Raw genomic sequence first — 17,552 nt, forward strand, 5'->3', positions numbered from 1 at the left:
ATGAAGAACGCAAGACAGGAACAGATCCTGCGCCTGATCGCATCCGAGCAGATCGAGACGCAGGAGGAGCTGGCTTCCCGGCTGAACCGGGCGGGGTTTTCCGTGACACAGGCCACCGTATCCCGCGATATCCGGGAACTGAAGCTTCGGAAGGCGCAGGGGGCGGACGGGCGGCTGGTCTATACATCGAAGACGGACGAAGAGGAGGACCGCAGAGACCGCTATCAGAGGGTGCTGCGGGATGCCTTCGTCTCCGCGGACAGCTCACTCAACATGATCGTGATTCATACAGCCTCCGGAATGGCGATGGCCGCGGCCGCGGCTCTTGATTCCCTCGGGTGGAAGGAACTGCTGGGGTGCATCGCGGGCGACGACACGGTGATGGCGGTAGCTCGGTCGGCGGACGGAGCGGCGGCGGTTGTCCGGCGCATCAGGCTCATCACGGGGGGATAAACGGAATGCTCAGAAATCTTCATGTCAGAAATCTTGCCCTGATCCGGGAAATCGATGTGGATTTTACTGAAGGCCTCAACATTCTCACCGGAGAGACCGGATCGGGCAAGTCGATCATTGTCGACGCGATCGGGCTTGCGCTCGGCGGCCGCATCTCGCGGGAACTGGTCAGCGGGGGAACGGCGCTGACAGAGCTGACGTTTGAGGTAAGCCGTCCGGAGACGCTTACGGAGCTGCGCGGACTGGATGTGGAACCGGAGGACGGCCAGATTCTGATCGCGAGGAAAATGCAGGACGGACGGAGCACGATCCGGGTCAACGGAGAGACGCGTCCGGCGGCGGAGGTACGGCGGATTGCCTCACTGCTGTTGGATATTCACGGCCAGAGCGAACACCAGAAGCTTCTGAGAGAGGATGTTCAGCTCTCGCTTCTTGACGCCTACGGCGGCACAGAGATCGCAGCCGCGAAGGACAGGGTGCGCGGGTGCTACGGTGTCTGGCACCGGCTGAAGAAGACGATCGGGGCCGAGACGATGACGGAGGAGGAACGGGCGCGGCGCATATCCTTCCTGACCTTTGAGACAGACGAGATACGAAACGCGCGTCTTCAGGAGGGAGAGGACGAGGCGCTTGAGAAGGCGTACCGGAAGCTGGCCAACGCCCGGAGGATCGCCGAGGCCGTGACCGCGGTCCATGAGGCGACGGGGTACGACGAACCGGAAGCGGCCGGAGAGCGGATCGGGGAAGCGCTGAAGACGCTGGAGGGGGTGGCGCAGTACGACGAGGCGCTTGCCGGCGCGGCGGATCAGCTGAGCAGCATCGACAGCCTTCTCAACGACTTCAACCGGAGTCTCGCCGACTATGCCGACGGGCTGGAGGACGGCGGCACGTCGCTCGAGGAGACGGAGGAACGTCTCAACACCGTCAATCGCCTGAAGAGCAAATACGGCCGGACGGTCACGGCGGTCCTCGATGCCTTAAAAGAGAAGGAAGAGGAACTGGAACGGCTGAACGCCTATGAGGAGCGGCAGGCGGAGCAGCGGCGGGAGCTGGCCGCCGCGGAGAAGGAGCTGGCCGCGGCGTCTGCGGCACTCACATCTGTCCGCAGGAAGTGGGCGGTTCCGTTCGCGCAGGAGGCGTCGCGCCAGTTCGCGGATCTGAATTTCGCGAGGTCGGATTTTGCGGTTGAATTCCGCGAGCCGGGCGCCTATACGGAGAACGGGCAGGATACGGTGGATTTCTGCATCTCGACGAATCCGGGCGCGCCGCGCCGGCCACTGCGCAGTGTGGTGTCCGGCGGAGAGCTGTCCCGTCTGATGCTGGGAATCCGCACGATGTTCGCGGACACCGATGCCACGGATACGATCATTTTCGACGAGGTGGATACGGGAATCAGCGGCCGGACCGCCCAGAAGGTGGCTGAGAAGCTCGCATGTGTCGCGCGGGCGCATCAGGTTCTCTGCATCACCCATCTGCCCCAGATTGCGGCGATGGCCGACACGCATTTCTGCATCACAAAGGAAGTGAGCGACACAGCGGCGATCACGAGGATCGAGCCTCTCGGCGAGGATGCTTCCGTGAGCGAACTGGCCCGTCTGATCGGAGGAGCAGAGATCACGGAGAACACGCTGAATTCCGCGAGGGAGATGATACAGATGAGCCGGGAGTTTCGCCGTCTTTATGCAAAATGACGTGTAAAGAACGCCGAAATTGCGCCGCTCTGTCGACATTACACAGAATCTGTGCCATAATAGGGACAACAAAGAGAACGTGAAGGAGGCTTCCACACCATGAAAAATATTCTCTTCGTCGCATCCGAGAGCGTGCCGTTCATCAAGACGGGCGGACTCGCCGATGTGGTGGGCTCTCTGCCGAAGGCTCTGGACTCCCGCTACTTCGACTGTCGCGTGGTGCTGCCCTACTACTCCTGCATGGCGCAGAAGTGGAAGGATCTGCTTCAGTACAAGACCAACTTTTATATGGACTTTGACTGGAACAGCTGCTATGTCGGCATCTTCGAGTGCGTCTATGAGGGCGTCCACTTCTACTTCATCGACAACCAGGACTATTTCACGTCGGACAAGCCATACGCGGGCATGCCCTGGGATATGGGCCGGTTCGCCTTTTTCAGCAAGGCGGCGCTGTCGATCCTTCCCACCATTGACTTCCGGCCGGACGTGATTCACTGCCATGACTGGCAGACGGGACTGGTGCCGGTGTATCTCAACGCTTATTTTCAGGACAATGAGTTCTACCGCGGCATCAAGACGGTGATGACGATCCACAACCTGAAGTTTCAGGGCATCTGGGACGTAAAGACCATGAAGGATATCGTGGGGCTGCCGGATTACTACTTCACACCGGATAAGATGGAATTCCGGCGCGACGGCAATCTGCTGAAGGGCGGCCTCGTTTACGCCAACGCGATCACAACGGTTTCCCGCTCCTACGCGGAGGAAATCAAGATGCCTTATTACGGCGAGGGGCTGGACGGACTGATGCGCGCCCGCGAGCACGATCTCCGGGGCATCGTGAACGGTATCGACTACACGGTCTTCAATCCGGCTACGGATCCGAACCTGTACCAGAATTACGACGCGCGTACTTTCCGCAAGGAAAAGGTGAAAAACAAGACGGCTCTGCAGGCGGATCTCGGTCTCAACGTGGATCCGAAGACCATGCTGATCGGCATCGTTTCCCGCCTGACCGACCAGAAGGGCTTCGATCTGATCGCCTATGTGATGGACGAGATGTGTCAGGATTCAGTTCAGTTCGCCGTGCTCGGAACCGGTGACGAGAAGTATGAGAACATGTTCCGGCATTTCGCCTGGAAGTACGGCGGCAAGGTCTCCGCTCAGATCTATTACAACGAATCGCTGGCGAACAAAATCTACGCCGGCTCCGATGCGTTTCTGATGCCGTCTCAGTTTGAGCCCTGCGGGCTGAGCCAGCTGATCGCGCTCCGCTACGGCACGCTGCCCATCGTACGCGAGACCGGAGGACTCCGGGATACGGTGCAGCCCTACAATGAATTCGAGGGAACCGGAACGGGCTTCTCATTCAGCAATTACAACGCGCACGAGATGATGGGGACGGTCCGTTACGCGGAAAAGATCTACTATGACAAGAGACGGGAGTGGAACAAGATGATCGACCGCGCCATGGAGCAGGATTTCTCATGGGAGCACTCCGCGCTCGAGTATCAGGAGCTGTATGACTGGCTGATCGGCTGAGAGACGGCCGGTCTGAAGATAAGACGGATATGGGACTGCTTTCTCCTTCAGGAGAGGGCAGTCCCACATGGTTTCGGGGGAAACGGTGGATCTTGACGGAAGCGTGACAGAAAGAAACGGTACGGAGGAGAGGAGGAGGGGGGAGAGAGGCATCGTTGACAGGAAAAATGGCCTGTAGTAGAGTACAGAACAGCAAATTGTTCGGCAGCAGCCGATCCCAAGAAGGAGAAGAGAATTGAAAAAAAACGAGATGCCGAAGGAAGGCACCCTGAAGGAAGAAAAGGAAAAGGCACTGGAGGCGGCGATCGGCCAGCTGGAGAAGCAGTTCGGCAAGGGTTCCGTGATGAAGCTCGGCGACGCCAGAGCCAGCATGAATGTGGAGACGGTGCCGACCGGCTCGCTTTCGCTTGATATCGCCCTTGGCGTCGGAGGCGTCCCGAAGGGACGCATCATCGAGATCTACGGACCGGAGTCAAGCGGCAAGACCACCATCGCGCTTCATATGGTCGCTGAGGTTCAGAAGCGGGGCGGCATCGCGGGCTTTGTGGACGCGGAACATGCGCTTGATCCGGTCTATGCGAAGAACATCGGCGTGGATATCGACAATCTCTACATCTCCCAGCCGGATTCCGGCGAGCAGGCGCTGGAGATCGCCGAGACGATGGTCCGGTCCGGCGCGGTGGACATCATTGTCGTGGATTCGGTGGCGGCGCTGACGCCGCAGGCTGAGATCGACGGAGACATGGGCGACTCGCACGTGGGCCTTCAGGCCCGTCTGATGAGTCAGGCGCTCCGCAAGCTGACTTCCGCGGTGAGTAAGACCAAGTGCATCGTGATCTTCATCAATCAGCTCAGAGAGAAGATCGGCGTGATGTTCGGCAACCCGGAGACGACCACAGGCGGGCGTGCTCTGAAATTCTACGCTTCGGTCCGGCTCGATGTGCGCCGGGTGGAGGCGATCAAGGCCGCCGGTGAAGTCACCGGCAACCGGACAAAGGTGAAGGTCGTCAAGAACAAGGTAGCGCCGCCATTTAAGGAAGCGCAGTTCGACATTATGTTCGGCCGCGGCATTTCCCGGTCCGGCGACATTCTGGATCTGGCAGTGGAGAACGGACTGATCGACAAGAGCGGCGCGTGGTTCGCGTATGAGGGCGAGAAGATCGGACAGGGACGCGAAAACGCGAAGCTCTTCCTTGAGAACCATCCTGACGTGATGAAAGAGGTGGAGCAGAGAGTGCGCGGCGCGTACGGACTGCCCGTGGAGGAGACAGCCGATGAAACGGCACAGCAGCCGTCCGCGGAGACGCTTCCGGACGAGATGTGATGGACCGGGAAACAAGGCTCCGGGCGAGAAAGAAAGCGCTGGCGCTGCTCACGGACATGGACCGGACGGAGGCGCAGCTGACTGAGAAACTTGCCCGGGCGGGCTTCGATGAGGAGGCCGTCCGCGACGCGGTGGAATATGTGCGCGGCTACGGCTACATCAACGACGCGCGGTACGCCGATCACTACATCGAGATCATGAAGGAAAGCCGCAGCCGGCGCAGAATCGTGCAGGATCTGACGATGAAGAAGGGGCTTTCGGGACATGAAGTGGAGGAAGCGCTGTCCCGGACCGGCGGGTGGGATGAGCGCCCCCTGATCCTTCGTCTGGCAAAGAAGAAGCTCCGGACGCTGCACGGAGACGCGGAGGAGCGGAGGAGAAAGACGGCGGCGTATCTTATGCGTCAGGGATTCGCCGCACCGGATGTGATGCGGGTGCTGGAAATGCTTTCCTTCGGAGAAGAAGAGTGAGCCTGAGGTTCCGGCACATCCGTCAGAGGGGGAGGAGCAGGATGTGCCGGCTTTCACGCGCCTGTTTCTTCCTTGACAGTCATTCGCAAAAAAGCTATAGTTTATTTGTTGTATATCTGAATCTGAATGTACAATGAAAACTAAATAAGGAGGTGCTCCTATGACACCATTCGCAGTTGTACTTATGGTGTTCGTAGTCATTCTCGCTGCTGCGCTACCGGTTACATGGAAAGCGGCCATTGCCAGAAAAACCCAGATCGATGCGGAGAAAATCGGCACCGCGGAGGAAAAGGCAAGAAGCATCATCGACGACGCGATCAAGGCGGCCGAGTCGAAGAAACGGGAGGCTCTTCTTGAGGTAAAGGAACAGACTCTCTCGATGAAGAACGATGCGGACCGTGAAATCAAAGACCGGAGAGCGGAGATCTCCAAGCAGGAGAGACGGATCCAGTCGAAAGAGGATACGCTCGACCGGAAGACCGATGCGATGGAGAAGCGGGAAGCGGATTACGCGGCAAAGGAAGCGGAGCTGAAGAAACGGCTGAGACAGATCGCGGATACGCAGGCACAGAAGGTCGCCGAGCTGGAGAAGATTTCCGGCATGACATCGGCGGAAGCGAAGGATTTCCTTCTGAAGTCCGTCCAGGACGACATCAAGGCGGATGCCGCGAAGATGTACCGTGAGGCGGTCGAGCAGGCGAAGGATGAGGCGGACAAGAAGGCCCGCGAAATCGTCGTGAACTCGATTCAGCGCTGCGCGGTGGATCACGTGGCGGAGTCAACGATTTCCGTCGTCCAGCTGCCGAGCGATGAGATGAAGGGAAGGATTATCGGCCGGGAAGGCCGGAACATCCGGACCATCGAGACGCTGACCGGCGTGGACCTGATCATCGACGATACGCCGGAGGCCGTGGTTCTGTCCGGATTTGATCCTGTCCGCCGGGAGGTGGCCCGGATCGCGCTGGAAAAGCTCATCGTAGACGGCCGGATCCATCCTGCCCGCATTGAGGAAATGGTGGAGAAGGCCCGGAAGGAAGTCGAGACGCAGATCCGGGAGGACGGCGAGCAGGCGGCCTTTGAGGTCGGCGTACACAATCTCCATCCGGAGCTGATCAAGCTGCTGGGACGGATGCGGTTCCGTACCTCTTACGGTCAGAACGCGCTTCGTCATTCCGTGGAAGTCGCTCAGCTGGCGGGCCTTATGGCCGGCGAGTGCGGGTGCGATGTGCGGCTTGCCAAACGGGCCGGACTTCTGCACGACATCGGCAAATCCATCGATCATGAGGTCGAAGGGTCCCATATTCAGATCGGTGCGGATCTCTGCAGAAAGTATAAGGAAAATGCGGTGGTCATCAATGCGGTCGAGAGTCACCACGGAGACGTGGAGCCGACGTCACTGATCGCCTGTCTGGTACAGGCGGCGGACGCGATCTCGGCGGCCCGTCCGGGCGCGCGGCGCGAGACACTGGATACCTATACCAACCGGCTGAAGCAGCTGGAGGATATCGCCAACAGCTTCAAGGGCGTAGAGAAATCGTTTGCGATCCAGGCCGGACGCGAGGTGCGCGTGATGGTGGTTCCGGATCAGGTCAGTGACGCCAACATGGTGCTCCTGGCGAGGGATATCGCGAAGCAGATCGAAGCGGAGCTCGAGTATCCGGGTCAGATCAAGGTGAATGTGATCCGTGAAAGCCGTGTGGTGGATTACGCAAAATGAGCATGCATGCCAAAAGAGGGAAGAGAAATCTTTCCTCTTTTTCTTTTTTTATTTTTTTACCAGATTTTGATTGACCGGAATCCGATCGGACGAGATGTTGCGCTTTCATGCTCCGAAAAGGCCGGAACAGGGGGTCAGGGGACGCTTTCAGGGGCTTCGGATCATTTGATTTTACGCTCATTCGGGCATATAATTACGTTCACGCATCATAAAGGGGAAGGCAACGCGTAAACGATTTATGAAGGGTGAATTGCTTTCTTACCGTAAACATGAGGAATGGCGGCACATCGTTCATGGAGAATGCAATTTACGATTTTATCCGTTATATACACAGGACAAAGCATGCCTCGGCCAATACCGAGGTGTCTTACGAGCGTGATCTGAAGAAGCTCTGCGCCTTTCTGGAGGAACGGCAGGACATTCGCAGCTGGCAGGATGTGACGCCTACGCAGCTGAACGCCTATATGCTCGATCTGGAGGACCAGCACTACGCGGCTTCCTCGATCTCGAGAAATGTGGCGTCGGTCCGGGCCTTTTTCCAGTATCTCAGGAGACAGAATCTGGTTTCCGCTGATCCGGCGGAGGATCTCCGTCCTCCGAAGGCGGAGAAGAAGATGCCGGAAATCCTGACGGTCTCTGAGGTCAGCGCGCTGCTCGCCCAGCCGGACCTGCGGACGGACAAGGGAATCCGGGACAGCGCGATGCTCGAGCTGCTTTATGCCACGGGAATCCGCGTCTCTGAGCTGATCGGACTTCAGGTGGAGAACGTCAATCTGAGGATGGACTACATCACCTGCGTTGACCGGACGAAGGAGCGGGTGATTCCTTTCGGGAATACGGCGAGGCAGGCCCTTCGGCTCTATCTGGAGCAGGCACGGGACCATCTTGCTCATTCGAAGGAGAACCGTTTTCTCTTTCTGAACTGCCAGGGACGTCCGATGAGCCGTCAGGGCTTCTGGAAGATCATGAAGACATATGCGAGAGAAGCCGGCATCGAGGCGGATATCACGCCGCATACACTGCGTCACAGCTTCGCGGTGCATATGATCGAGAACGGGGCGGATCTGCGTTCCCTTCAGGAAATGATGGGGCATTCCGACATCTCGACGACCCAGCTTTATCTCAACATGAATCTGAACCGGATACGCGACGTGTATGAGCATGCTCATCCGCGGAGCTGAGCGATCCGGCCGGGAAACACCCTCACCGGCGGTATGGGCGGCGCGCGGGCCGTTCCTGCCGCCGGGTTTGACTTTGCACCGCGGGTCTGGTATAGTATCGACGAAAACAAAGTAAAATAGTCGACTTTATCCGGAGCGAAACGGGCAATGAAACTATCTACAAAAGGAAGATACGGACTGCGGGCTATGATCGATCTCGCCCTTCACTGTGAATCGGAGCATGCCGTGTCCATTCAGAGCATCGCCGAGCGGCAGCAGATATCCGAGAGTTATCTGGAGCAGCTCGTGAGACGGCTTCGTACGGCCGGACTCGTCAAGAGCGTACGCGGGGCGGGCGGCGGCTATCAGCTGGCCCGTCCGGCGGACGGGATCTCGGTCGGAGACATATTAAGAGCGCTTGAAGGAAGCATCGATGCGGTGACTTGCGGCGGGACGGATCACGACGGAAGCTGCGGCCAGGCGGATCTCTGCGTCACCCGGATCGTCTGGGAACGTGTGAACCGGGCCATCGAGGAGTCGGTTGATTCCATCACGCTGGATCAGCTGGTGGAGGAGAGCCGGGAAAGGCAGCGGGCCGGCGTCGTCGACCGGAAAGAGTGCGCGAATTGAACGGGCGGATCTATCTGGATTATGCGGCGACAACGCCGGCCGCGCCGGAGGTGAAGGCGGCGATGCTGCCGTATTTCACGGACTCCTTCACGAATCCGTCGGCCATCTATCAGAGCGCGGCGGCCGCGAGGGCCGCCGTTGACCGCGCAAGGGGCGAGGTGGCGTCCCTGATTCACGCATCCCCTTCCGAGATTTACTTCACTTCCGGCGGCACGGAGGCAGATAACTGGGTTCTGACGGCGATATGCGGCATGCAGCTGGCGGAGAGAGGAAGCTGTCATCTGATCGTTTCCTCCGTCGAGCACCACGCGGTCCTTCACACCGCCCATTATCTTGAGGAGAAGGGAGTCGATGTGACGGTTCTGCCGGTTGACAGAGAAGGACGGGTGAATCCGGCCGACGCGGAGAGCGCGATCCGCCCGGATACCGCCCTGATCTCGGTCATGACGGCCAACAATGAGACGGGGACCATCGAGCCGGCAGGCGAGATCGCGGAGATCGCCCGCGCCCGCGGCGTGCGGATGCACACCGACGCGGTGCAGGCGTTCGGCCATATCCCGATGGATGTACGTTCTCTGCCGGTGGATTTCCTGAGCGTTTCGGCGCATAAGCTGAACGGGCCGAAAGGCATCGGCTGTCTGTACATACGGAGCGGCGTGCCGATCCGGAGTTTTCTTCACGGCGGAGCGCAGGAGCGGGGAAGGCGGGCCGGCACGGAGAACGTGCCGGCCGCGGTCGGCTTCGGTACGGCCGCGCGGATCGCCGCGGAGAAGATGACGGAGCGGATCCGCAGTACGTCTTCCCTTCGTGACCGTCTTGAGAGGCGGCTGCTTGAGCGGTTTCCGGATGCTGCCGTCAACGGGGGAGGCGCGGATCGTCTGCCGGGACATCTGAACATCCGGATTCCCGGCGTGGACGCGGAATCGCTGCTGATCGCCATGGATATGCACGGCGTGGAGGCTTCGGCCGGATCGGCCTGTGCGGCCGGTTCTCTGGATCCTTCCCATGTGCTCCGGGCGATGGGCCTGAGCACGGAGGAAGCGATGAATTCCATCCGTCTTACGGTTTCGCACGAGACGAGGGAAGAAGAGATCGACGCGGCATCTGACATCATCGCGGAATGCGCTGCGCGGCTGCGGAACGCCGTCTTTTAAAAACGGGATCCGTTTTCCCGGAATACACGTCAGAGGCGGGCCGCTCCCGGGAAACATCTGACGGAAGGCAGGAAGGACGGCGAAGAAAGGAGCGTATCTTGGGGAAACGGGTGATCGTGGGCATGTCAGGCGGCGTCGACAGCTCGGTGGCCGCCTATCTTCTGAAACGCCAGGGATATGAGGTGATCGGCGTCACGATGCAGATCTGGCAGGACGAATCCGCCGCGTGCGTCGAGCGCCGGGGCGGCTGCTGCGGGCTGAGCGCGGTGGACGACGCGCGGCGGGTGGCGGGCATTCTGGGCATTCCCTATTATGTCATGAATTTCCGCAGGGAGTTTCAGTCCTCGGTGATCGATTACTTTGTCCGGGAATATGAGGCGGGGCGGACGCCCAATCCCTGCATCGCCTGCAACCGGTTCGTGAAGTGGGAGAGTCTTCTGACCAAGAGTCTTGCGCTCGGAGCGGACGCCATCGCGACCGGCCACTACGCAAAAGTAGTCCGTCTGCCGGGCGGCCGGCGGACACTTCACGTCTCGGCCGGGGATGAGCGCACGTCGAAGGACCAGACCTACGCGCTCTACAGCCTTACGCAGGATCAGCTCGCCCACACGCTCATGCCCTGCGGGGATTACACGAAGAGCGAGATCCGCCGCATCGCCGCGGAGGCCGGGCTGCCGGTCGCGTCGAAGCCGGACAGCGAGGAGATCTGCTTCGTGCCGGACGGCGATTACGCCGGCTTCATCGAGCGGGAGACAGGGCGGAAGAGCCGCCCGGGTCACTTCGTGGATACGGAGGGCCGCGTGCTCGGCGAGCACCGCGGGATCATCCACTACACGGTGGGGCAGCGCAGGGGTCTCGGCATCGCGTTCGGACGGCGGATGTTCGTCCGTGAGATCCGGCCGGAGACGAATGAGATCGTGCTCGCGGATAACGACTCGCTGTTTGCGGACCGGGTGCTGGTTCATGACGTCCGGTTTATGGCGGTTCCGGAGCTTCGGGAGCCGATGGGGGTGAAGGCCAAGATCCGGTATAACCACCGCGCCGCACCGGCCGTCATCGAACCGGCCGGAGACGGAAACGTGATGCTTACGTTCCGCGAGAAGCAGCGCGCCGTCACGCCCGGACAGGCGGCTGTATTTTACAGAGACGGGTATCTGATTGGCGGAGGAACCATCTGAGATGATAGCGGATATACATGTGCACAGCCGGTTTTCGGCCGACTCTGAGGCCGATCCGGACGAGGTTGTGAGAAAGGCGGCCGAAGCGGGTCTTCCCGCCATCTGTTTCACGGACCATATCGACTGGGACTATCCGGTGGAAGGACTGGTCTTTGATTTTGACACGGACGACTATTTCAGAACGATGGAATCGGTCCGGCAGCGCTGGGGGGGGAAGATACGCGTGCTCATCGGCGTGGAGCTGGGCCTTCAGGCGCATCTGGCTGAGCGCTATCACGAGCTTCTCGCCTCCAGACCGTTCGACTACGTCATCGGATCGCAGCACCTCGTGCGCGGAATGGACCCTTACTATCCCGAGACGTTCGAGGGTGCAAGCGAGACGGAAATTTACCGGGCGTATTTCGAGGAGACGCTCGCCGATCTGCGCGCATTTCACGAATTTGACAGCATGGGTCATCTCGACTACATCGTCCGATACGGGAGAAAGCTCGGCCGGCCATACAGCTGGCGGGAGTACGGCGATGTGATCGATGAGATCCTGAAGCTTCTGGTGCGGTACAACATCGCGCTTGAGGTGAATACAGCCGGCATCCGCAAGCAGCTCGGCTTTCCGAACCCGCACCCCGAGATCATCCGCCGCTACCGTGAGCTCGGAGGCACGCTGGTGACCGTGGGATCAGACTCGCACAAGCCGTATTCGCTGGGCTTCGCCTTTGAGCAGGCCCGGGATCTTCTGCTTTCCTGCGGGTTCACCCATTACGTCTGGTTTGAGCACCGGGAGCCGAAATTTGTAAGCCTCCGGGGAAAATAGAACTTGTATTTTATCAGGCCTTTATGTACAATATCTATGGGTTATTCTGTAACACTTATGTTAATAACTATATACAGGAGGATTCAGGATTATGGCAGTAAGAGTCGCAATCAATGGTTTTGGCCGTATCGGCCGTCTGGCATTCCGTCAGATGTTCCAGGCAGAGGGCTTTGAGATCGTCGCGATCAACGATCTGACCTCTCCGGAAATGCTTGCATACCTTCTGAAGTATGATTCTTCCCAGGGCCGCTATGCGAAGGCTGATACTGTCAGTTTCGGCGAGAACTACATCGTTGTCGATGGTCAGAAGATCACGATCTACAAGGAAGCAGATGCTCACAACCTTCCGTGGAAAGATCTTGACATCGACGTCGTTCTCGAGTGCACCGGCTTCTATACCTCCAAGGCGAAGGCTCAGGCTCACATCGACGCAGGCGCCAAGAAGGTCGTGATCTCCGCTCCGGCCGGCAATGATCTTCCGACAATTGTCTATAACACGAACCATGAGACGCTGACGGCTGATGACAACATCATCTCCGCGGCTTCCTGCACCACCAACTGCCTCGCTCCGATGGCCAAGGCTCTGAATGAGCTGGCTCCGATCCAGTCCGGCATCATGGTTACCATCCATGCCTACACCGGCGATCAGATGGTTCTGGACGGCCCGCAGAGAAAGGGCAACTTCAGAAGATCCAGAGCAGCGGCTGAGAACATCGTCCCGAACAGCACCGGCGCTGCGAAGGCCATCGGCCTCGTTGTTCCGGAACTGAACGGCAAGCTGATCGGCTCCGCGCAGAGAGTTCCGGTTCCGACCGGTTCCACCACGATCCTGACGGCTGTCGTCAAGGGCAAGGTGACGGTTGACGAGATCAACGCGAAGATGAAGGCCTCCACCACCGAGTCCTTCGGCTACAACGAGGATCAGATCGTTTCCAAGGATATCGTCGGCATGACCTACGGTTCTCTGTTCGACGCAACCCAGACCATGGTCCTTCCGGTCTCAGATGACCTCACAGAGGTTCAGGTTGTTTCCTGGTACGACAACGAGAACTCCTTCACATCCAATATGTGCAGAACGATCAAGTATTTCGCCAAATTCCTGAACAAGTAATCTGACGAATGCAGACCTGGAAAGGGTCCGGTCTCCAAGGACCGGACCCTTTTTGAACGTCAGGCTGTCGGAAAACAGCCGGCGCCGGACTCAGAAACAGGAGGTATGAAAATGGGACTGAACAAAAAATCCGTGGATGACATCAATGTCAAAGGACAGCGCGTGCTTCTTCGCTGCGACTTCAACGTGCCGCTGAAGGGCGGCCAGATTACCGACGAAAACCGTCTGGTGGCGGCTCTCCCCACGATCAAAAAGCTGATCGCGGACGGCGGGAAAGTGATTCTCTGCAGCCATCTGGGCAAGGTGAAGACAGAAGAGGACAAGAAGACCAAGACGCTTGCGCCGGTGGCAAAGCGCCTCAGCGAGCTGCTCGGTCAGGAAGTGAAATTCGTTCCGAGCCCGGTCGTGGTGGACGACAGTGTCCGCGCGGCGGTCAGCGGGATGAAGGACGGGGATGTGATTCTCCTTGAAAACACCCGGTTCCGCCCGGAGGAGACGAAGAACGAGGACGCGTTCTCAAAGGACCTTGCCTCCATCGCGGACGTCTTTGTCAACGATGCGTTCGGCACGGCGCACCGTGCTCACTGCTCAAACGTCGGCGTGACGAAATTCGTCAAGGGACCGCATGTGGTTGGCTACCTGATGGAGAAGGAGATCGATTTCCTCGGCAAGGCAGTCGAAAATCCGGTTCGTCCGTTTGTCGCGATCCTCGGCGGAGCCAAGGTGGCGGACAAGCTGAACGTCATCAACAATCTGCTTGAGAAATGCGACACGCTGATCATCGGCGGCGGCATGGCCTATACCTTCGCGAAGGCGCAGGGCTATGAAATCGGCACGTCGCTGTGCGACGACACAAAGGTGGACTACTGCCGGGAGATGATCCAGAAGGCGAAGGATCTCGGCAAGAAGCTGCTTCTGCCGGTTGACGCCGTCACGACCGCTTCCTTCCCGGATCCGATTGACGCGCCGATCGAGACGCAGACTGTCGACATCGACCGCATTCCGGCCGACCGGATGGGCATGGATATCGGACCGAAGACCATCGCGCTCTACAGCGACGCGGTGAAGAACGCGAAGACGGTGGTCTGGAACGGACCGATGGGCGTCTTTGAGAATCCGATCCTCGCGAACGGCACGAAGGCTGTCGCTCAGGCGCTGGCTGACACCGATGCGACCACGATCATCGGCGGCGGCGATTCCGCGGCGGCCGTTAACCAGATGGGCTTCCATGACAAGATGAGCCACATCTCCACCGGCGGCGGCGCTTCGCTTGAATTCCTTGAGGGCAAGGAACTTCCGGGCGTGGCTGCGGCGGACGACAAGGACTGAACAGATACTTTCGCCTCAGGCGAAAAGGAGGGATTAAGTATGGCAAGAAGAATTCTCGCAGCCGGCAACTGGAAGATGAACAAGACACCGTCCGAAGCGGCTGCTACGATCGAGGCAATGAAGGCGACCTGCGCGAGCGACACCGTCGATGTGCTGCTCTGCGTGCCGGCGATTGACATCCCGGCGGCGGTGGCCGCGGCAAAGGGCTCCAATATCCAGATCGGTGCGGAGAACGTTTACTTCAAGGACAGCGGCGCCTTCACCGGCGAGATTTCCGCGGACATGCTTCTGGATGCGGGCATCAAGTACGTGATTCTCGGCCACTCCGAGCGCCGCGAGTATTTCGCCGAGACGAACGAGACGGTCAACGCGAAGATGCTTCAGTGCTTCGCAAAGGGTCTGATCCCGATCATGTGCTGCGGCGAGACGCTGACGCAGAGAGAGCAGGGCGTCACGATGGACTTCATCCGTCAGCAGGTCAAGGTCGGATTCCTCGGCCTTACCGGCGAGCAGGCGAAGCAGGCGGTCATTGCCTATGAGCCGATCTGGGCGATCGGAACAGGCAAGACGGCGACCTCCGATCAGGCGGAAGAAGTCTGCAAAGGTATCCGTGATCTGATCCGCGAGCTGTACGGCGACGAGGTGGCGGAGGAGATCCGGATCCTGTACGGCGGATCCGTGAAGCCTTCCAACGCAGCGGAGCTGTTCGCGAAGGAGGATATCGACGGCGGTCTGGTAGGCGGCGCGTCCCTCAAGCCGGACTTCGGCGAGATCGTGAACTACAGGAAGTGAAGCACGGCCTGACCGCGCGGTGCGCGGATTCAGGTGAAGGGAAAGCCACCTGGTGCATGCTCATCAAAATGAAGCGGCGCCGGGTGGCCATTATAAGGTAAAGGAACATCTGAATGGATAAGAAAACTTATGTCATCATGATTCTCGACGGCTACGGACTGAATCCGATCAGAGAGCACAATGCCGTCGCGCTGGCGAATACGCCTGTCATGGACCGGCTGGAGGCCGAGTATCCCTTTGTGAAGGGCGCGGCGTCGGGCCTTGCGGTCGGCCTTCCGGACGGTCAGATGGGCAATTCCGAGGTCGGCCACACCAACATGGGCGCGGGCCGTGTGGTCTATCAGGAGCTGACCCGGATTTCCAAGGCGATCGACGACGGCGATTTCTTCGAGAACGAGGAGCTGCTGGCCGCGGTCCGGAACGCGAAGGAACATGACAGCGCGATCCACTTCATGGGACTTGTCTCACCGGGCGGCGTGCACAGCCATTCCGACCATCTGTACGGTCTTCTGGAGCTCGCGAAGCGGAACGGCCTCAAAAAAGTGTATGTGCACTGCTTCATGGACGGCCGTGACACGCCGCCGGATTCAGGCAAGGGCTACATCCATGACCTCGAGCAGAAGATGGCGGAGATCGGCGTCGGCGAGATCGCGTCTGTGTCAGGCCGTTACTACGCGATGGACCGGGACAACCGCTGGGAGCGTGTCGTCAAGGCGTACGACGCGCTGGCAAACGGCCGCGGCGACAAGGCCTCCTCAGCTGAGGAAGGAATGCAGGCGTCCTATGACAAGGACGTGATGGACGAGTTTATCGTTCCCTTCGTCGTCGAAAAGGACGGAAAGCCGGTGGCGACGATTCAGAACGGCGATTCCGTCGTGTTCTTCAACTTCCGTCCGGATCGGGCGCGGGAGCTGACGCGCTGCTTCTGCGACGACGCCTTCGATCACTTCGACCGCGGCGACCGGGTGAAGACGACCTTTGTCTGCTTCACCGACTATGACGTGACGATCGGGAACAAGCTGGTGGCGTTCAAGAAGCAGGAGCTGCACAACGTGTTCGGCGAGTGGCTGAGCAAACAGGGCATGACCCAGCTCCGGACCGCGGAGACCGAGAAGTACGCCCATGTCACCTTCTTCTTCAACGGCGGCGTGGAAGAGCCGTTCCCGGGCGAAGACCGGATTCTGGTTCCGTCCCCGAAGGTCGCCACCTATGATCTCCAGCCGGAGATGAGCGCGCCGAAGGTCTGTGACGGGCTGGTGGACGCGATCCGCAGCCGGAAGTATGATGTGATCATCATCAACTTTGCCAACGGCGATATGGTCGGACACACGGGCGTCGAGTCCGCGGCTATCAAGGCGGTGGAGACCGTAGACGAGTGTGTGGGCCGCGCGGTCGAGGCCATCAAGGAGGTGGACGGCACGATGTTCATCTGCGCCGACCACGGAAACTGCGACCAGATGGTGGATTACAAGACGGGCGAGCCGTTCACGGCTCATACGACGAATCCGGTGCCGTTCATTCTGGTGAACGCAGATCCGAAGTACGGCCTTGCGGAAGGCGGCCGTCTCTGCGATATCGTTCCGACGATGATCGAGCTGATGGGCAAGGAACAGCCGGCCGAGATGACTGGCCACTCCCTTCTGATTGAGCGGTGACGAACCGTTCCGGACGGCAGGGAGCGGGCGACCGTACCTCATAGCCGGCCGGGCGGCCCTTTTCCGGAAGAGCGCCTGCGGCTGCTTCTCCGGGAAAGAAAGCGCGGAGAACAACACGCTTGCGCCGTTCAATCCGATGTGGTATAATATTTCCAGTTTTTTGGCATACTGTTTCTGTTTCGGAGGTAAGGTCTGATGGGTGTTCTTCGAACCATACTGACCATCGTCTATGTGCTGGACTGCATTGCCCTGTCTGTGATCGTTCTGATGCAGGAGGGGAAGGACGCCGGACTCGGCGCCATCGCCGGTGCGGCCGACACGTACTGGGGTCAGAACAAAGGCAGGTCGATGGAAGGCGGACTGGTCAGGGCGACGCGGGTCATGGCTGCGGTGTTCTTCGTTCTGTCGATTGTTCTTTCGATGAATTTCTTGAGCAAGTAAAGAGAAGAGCCTCTGCCGAAGGGCAGAGGCTTTTTTCTTCGGGTGAGACACTGCGTGACGGGAAGAACGCGCGGTCAGCGTGCGGCGGCAGTCT

At 59.3% G+C, this 17,552-nt stretch carries 16 protein-coding genes; all 16 read left to right on the forward strand.

What is annotated here, in order from left to right; translation table 11 throughout:
* The 16 genes from argR to secG all read left to right on the forward strand — a co-directional run bounded on the left by argR (position 1) and on the right by secG (position 17,458).
* Positions 1–453 (forward strand): arginine repressor, encoded by a 453-nt coding sequence (gene argR / locus G4C92_RS13875; RefSeq protein ID WP_274940413.1) that lies wholly within the window; start codon positions 1–3, stop codon positions 451–453.
* 5 nt (positions 454–458) lie between these two features.
* Positions 459–2,144 (forward strand): DNA repair protein RecN, encoded by a 1,686-nt coding sequence (recN, locus tag G4C92_RS13880; protein ID WP_274940414.1) that lies wholly within the window; start codon positions 459–461, stop codon positions 2,142–2,144.
* 99 nt (positions 2,145–2,243) lie between these two features.
* Positions 2,244–3,686 carry a glycogen synthase GlgA gene (gene glgA / locus G4C92_RS13885; RefSeq protein ID WP_274940415.1) on the forward strand — a complete coding sequence of 481 codons (1,443 nt, stop codon included), beginning with the start codon at positions 2,244–2,246 and terminating at the stop codon, positions 3,684–3,686.
* A gap of 250 nt (positions 3,687–3,936) precedes the next feature.
* Positions 3,937–5,010 carry a recombinase RecA gene (gene recA, locus G4C92_RS13890; RefSeq protein WP_274942025.1) on the forward strand — a complete coding sequence of 358 codons (1,074 nt, stop codon included), beginning with the start codon at positions 3,937–3,939 and terminating at the stop codon, positions 5,008–5,010.
* Positions 5,010–5,480, forward strand: a complete 471-nt coding sequence (locus G4C92_RS13895; RefSeq protein ID WP_274940416.1) for a regulatory protein RecX — start codon at positions 5,010–5,012, stop codon at positions 5,478–5,480. Before recA ends, G4C92_RS13895 begins: the two co-directional genes overlap by 1 nt.
* 160 nt (positions 5,481–5,640) lie before the next feature.
* Positions 5,641–7,197 carry a ribonuclease Y gene (gene rny / locus G4C92_RS13900; RefSeq protein WP_274940417.1) on the forward strand — a complete coding sequence of 519 codons (1,557 nt, stop codon included), beginning with the start codon at positions 5,641–5,643 and terminating at the stop codon, positions 7,195–7,197.
* Positions 7,198–7,490: 293 nt separating this feature from the next.
* The gene (xerD, locus tag G4C92_RS13905) at positions 7,491–8,378 is read left to right on the forward strand and encodes a site-specific tyrosine recombinase XerD (RefSeq protein WP_274940418.1); all 888 of its coding nucleotides are present in this window, start codon (positions 7,491–7,493) and stop codon (positions 8,376–8,378) included.
* A 147-nt stretch (positions 8,379–8,525) separates the two neighbouring features.
* Positions 8,526–8,987: an RrF2 family transcriptional regulator gene (locus G4C92_RS13910; RefSeq protein ID WP_274940419.1), complete on the forward strand. Its 462-nt coding sequence runs from the start codon at positions 8,526–8,528 to the stop codon at positions 8,985–8,987.
* The gene (locus G4C92_RS13915; RefSeq protein WP_408611780.1) at positions 8,984–10,141 is read left to right on the forward strand and encodes a cysteine desulfurase family protein; all 1,158 of its coding nucleotides are present in this window, start codon (positions 8,984–8,986) and stop codon (positions 10,139–10,141) included. Before G4C92_RS13910 ends, G4C92_RS13915 begins: the two co-directional genes overlap by 4 nt.
* 98 nt (positions 10,142–10,239) lie before the next feature.
* Positions 10,240–11,319, forward strand: coding sequence for a tRNA 2-thiouridine(34) synthase MnmA (mnmA, locus tag G4C92_RS13920; protein WP_274940421.1), 1,080 nt, complete (start codon positions 10,240–10,242; stop codon positions 11,317–11,319).
* A 1-nt stretch (position 11,320) separates the two neighbouring features.
* The gene (locus G4C92_RS13925; RefSeq protein ID WP_274940422.1) at positions 11,321–12,130 is read left to right on the forward strand and encodes a histidinol-phosphatase HisJ family protein; all 810 of its coding nucleotides are present in this window, start codon (positions 11,321–11,323) and stop codon (positions 12,128–12,130) included.
* 91 nt (positions 12,131–12,221) lie between these two features.
* A complete protein-coding gene (gene gap, locus G4C92_RS13930) occupies positions 12,222–13,241 on the forward strand; it encodes a type I glyceraldehyde-3-phosphate dehydrogenase (protein ID WP_274940423.1) in 1,020 nt (339 codons plus the stop codon).
* 111 nt (positions 13,242–13,352) lie between these two features.
* Positions 13,353–14,570, forward strand: coding sequence for a phosphoglycerate kinase (locus G4C92_RS13935; protein WP_274940424.1), 1,218 nt, complete (start codon positions 13,353–13,355; stop codon positions 14,568–14,570).
* 39 nt (positions 14,571–14,609) lie between these two features.
* The gene (gene tpiA / locus G4C92_RS13940; protein WP_274940425.1) at positions 14,610–15,362 is read left to right on the forward strand and encodes a triose-phosphate isomerase; all 753 of its coding nucleotides are present in this window, start codon (positions 14,610–14,612) and stop codon (positions 15,360–15,362) included.
* Positions 15,363–15,475: 113 nt separating this feature from the next.
* A complete protein-coding gene (gene gpmI / locus G4C92_RS13945) occupies positions 15,476–17,017 on the forward strand; it encodes a 2,3-bisphosphoglycerate-independent phosphoglycerate mutase (protein WP_274940426.1) in 1,542 nt (513 codons plus the stop codon).
* A 195-nt stretch (positions 17,018–17,212) separates the two neighbouring features.
* Positions 17,213–17,458, forward strand: coding sequence for a preprotein translocase subunit SecG (gene secG / locus G4C92_RS13950; protein ID WP_274940427.1), 246 nt, complete (start codon positions 17,213–17,215; stop codon positions 17,456–17,458).
* The last annotated feature ends 94 nt before the right edge of the window (positions 17,459–17,552 follow it).

Source organism: Chordicoccus furentiruminis (assembly GCF_019355395.1).
Taxonomy (GTDB): domain Bacteria; phylum Bacillota; class Clostridia; order Lachnospirales; family Lachnospiraceae; genus Chordicoccus; species Chordicoccus furentiruminis.

What these genes read in the sequence shown, in the direction of transcription:
- argR (WP_274940413.1), top strand. Translation starts at nt 1, where the DNA reads ATGAAGAACGCAAGACAGGAACAGATCCTGCGCCTGATCGCATCCGAG.
- recN (WP_274940414.1), top strand. Translation starts at nt 459, where the DNA reads ATGCTCAGAAATCTTCATGTCAGAAATCTTGCCCTGATCCGGGAAATC.
- glgA (WP_274940415.1), top strand. Translation starts at nt 2,244, where the DNA reads ATGAAAAATATTCTCTTCGTCGCATCCGAGAGCGTGCCGTTCATCAAG.
- recA (WP_274942025.1), top strand. Translation starts at nt 3,937, where the DNA reads ATGCCGAAGGAAGGCACCCTGAAGGAAGAAAAGGAAAAGGCACTGGAG.
- G4C92_RS13895 (WP_274940416.1), top strand. Translation starts at nt 5,010, where the DNA reads ATGGACCGGGAAACAAGGCTCCGGGCGAGAAAGAAAGCGCTGGCGCTG.
- rny (WP_274940417.1), top strand. Translation starts at nt 5,641, where the DNA reads ATGACACCATTCGCAGTTGTACTTATGGTGTTCGTAGTCATTCTCGCT.
- xerD (WP_274940418.1), top strand. Translation starts at nt 7,491, where the DNA reads ATGGAGAATGCAATTTACGATTTTATCCGTTATATACACAGGACAAAG.
- G4C92_RS13910 (WP_274940419.1), top strand. Translation starts at nt 8,526, where the DNA reads ATGAAACTATCTACAAAAGGAAGATACGGACTGCGGGCTATGATCGAT.
- G4C92_RS13925 (WP_274940422.1), top strand. Translation starts at nt 11,321, where the DNA reads ATGATAGCGGATATACATGTGCACAGCCGGTTTTCGGCCGACTCTGAG.
- gap (WP_274940423.1), top strand. Translation starts at nt 12,222, where the DNA reads ATGGCAGTAAGAGTCGCAATCAATGGTTTTGGCCGTATCGGCCGTCTG.
- G4C92_RS13935 (WP_274940424.1), top strand. Translation starts at nt 13,353, where the DNA reads ATGGGACTGAACAAAAAATCCGTGGATGACATCAATGTCAAAGGACAG.
- tpiA (WP_274940425.1), top strand. Translation starts at nt 14,610, where the DNA reads ATGGCAAGAAGAATTCTCGCAGCCGGCAACTGGAAGATGAACAAGACA.
- gpmI (WP_274940426.1), top strand. Translation starts at nt 15,476, where the DNA reads ATGGATAAGAAAACTTATGTCATCATGATTCTCGACGGCTACGGACTG.
- secG (WP_274940427.1), top strand. Translation starts at nt 17,213, where the DNA reads ATGGGTGTTCTTCGAACCATACTGACCATCGTCTATGTGCTGGACTGC.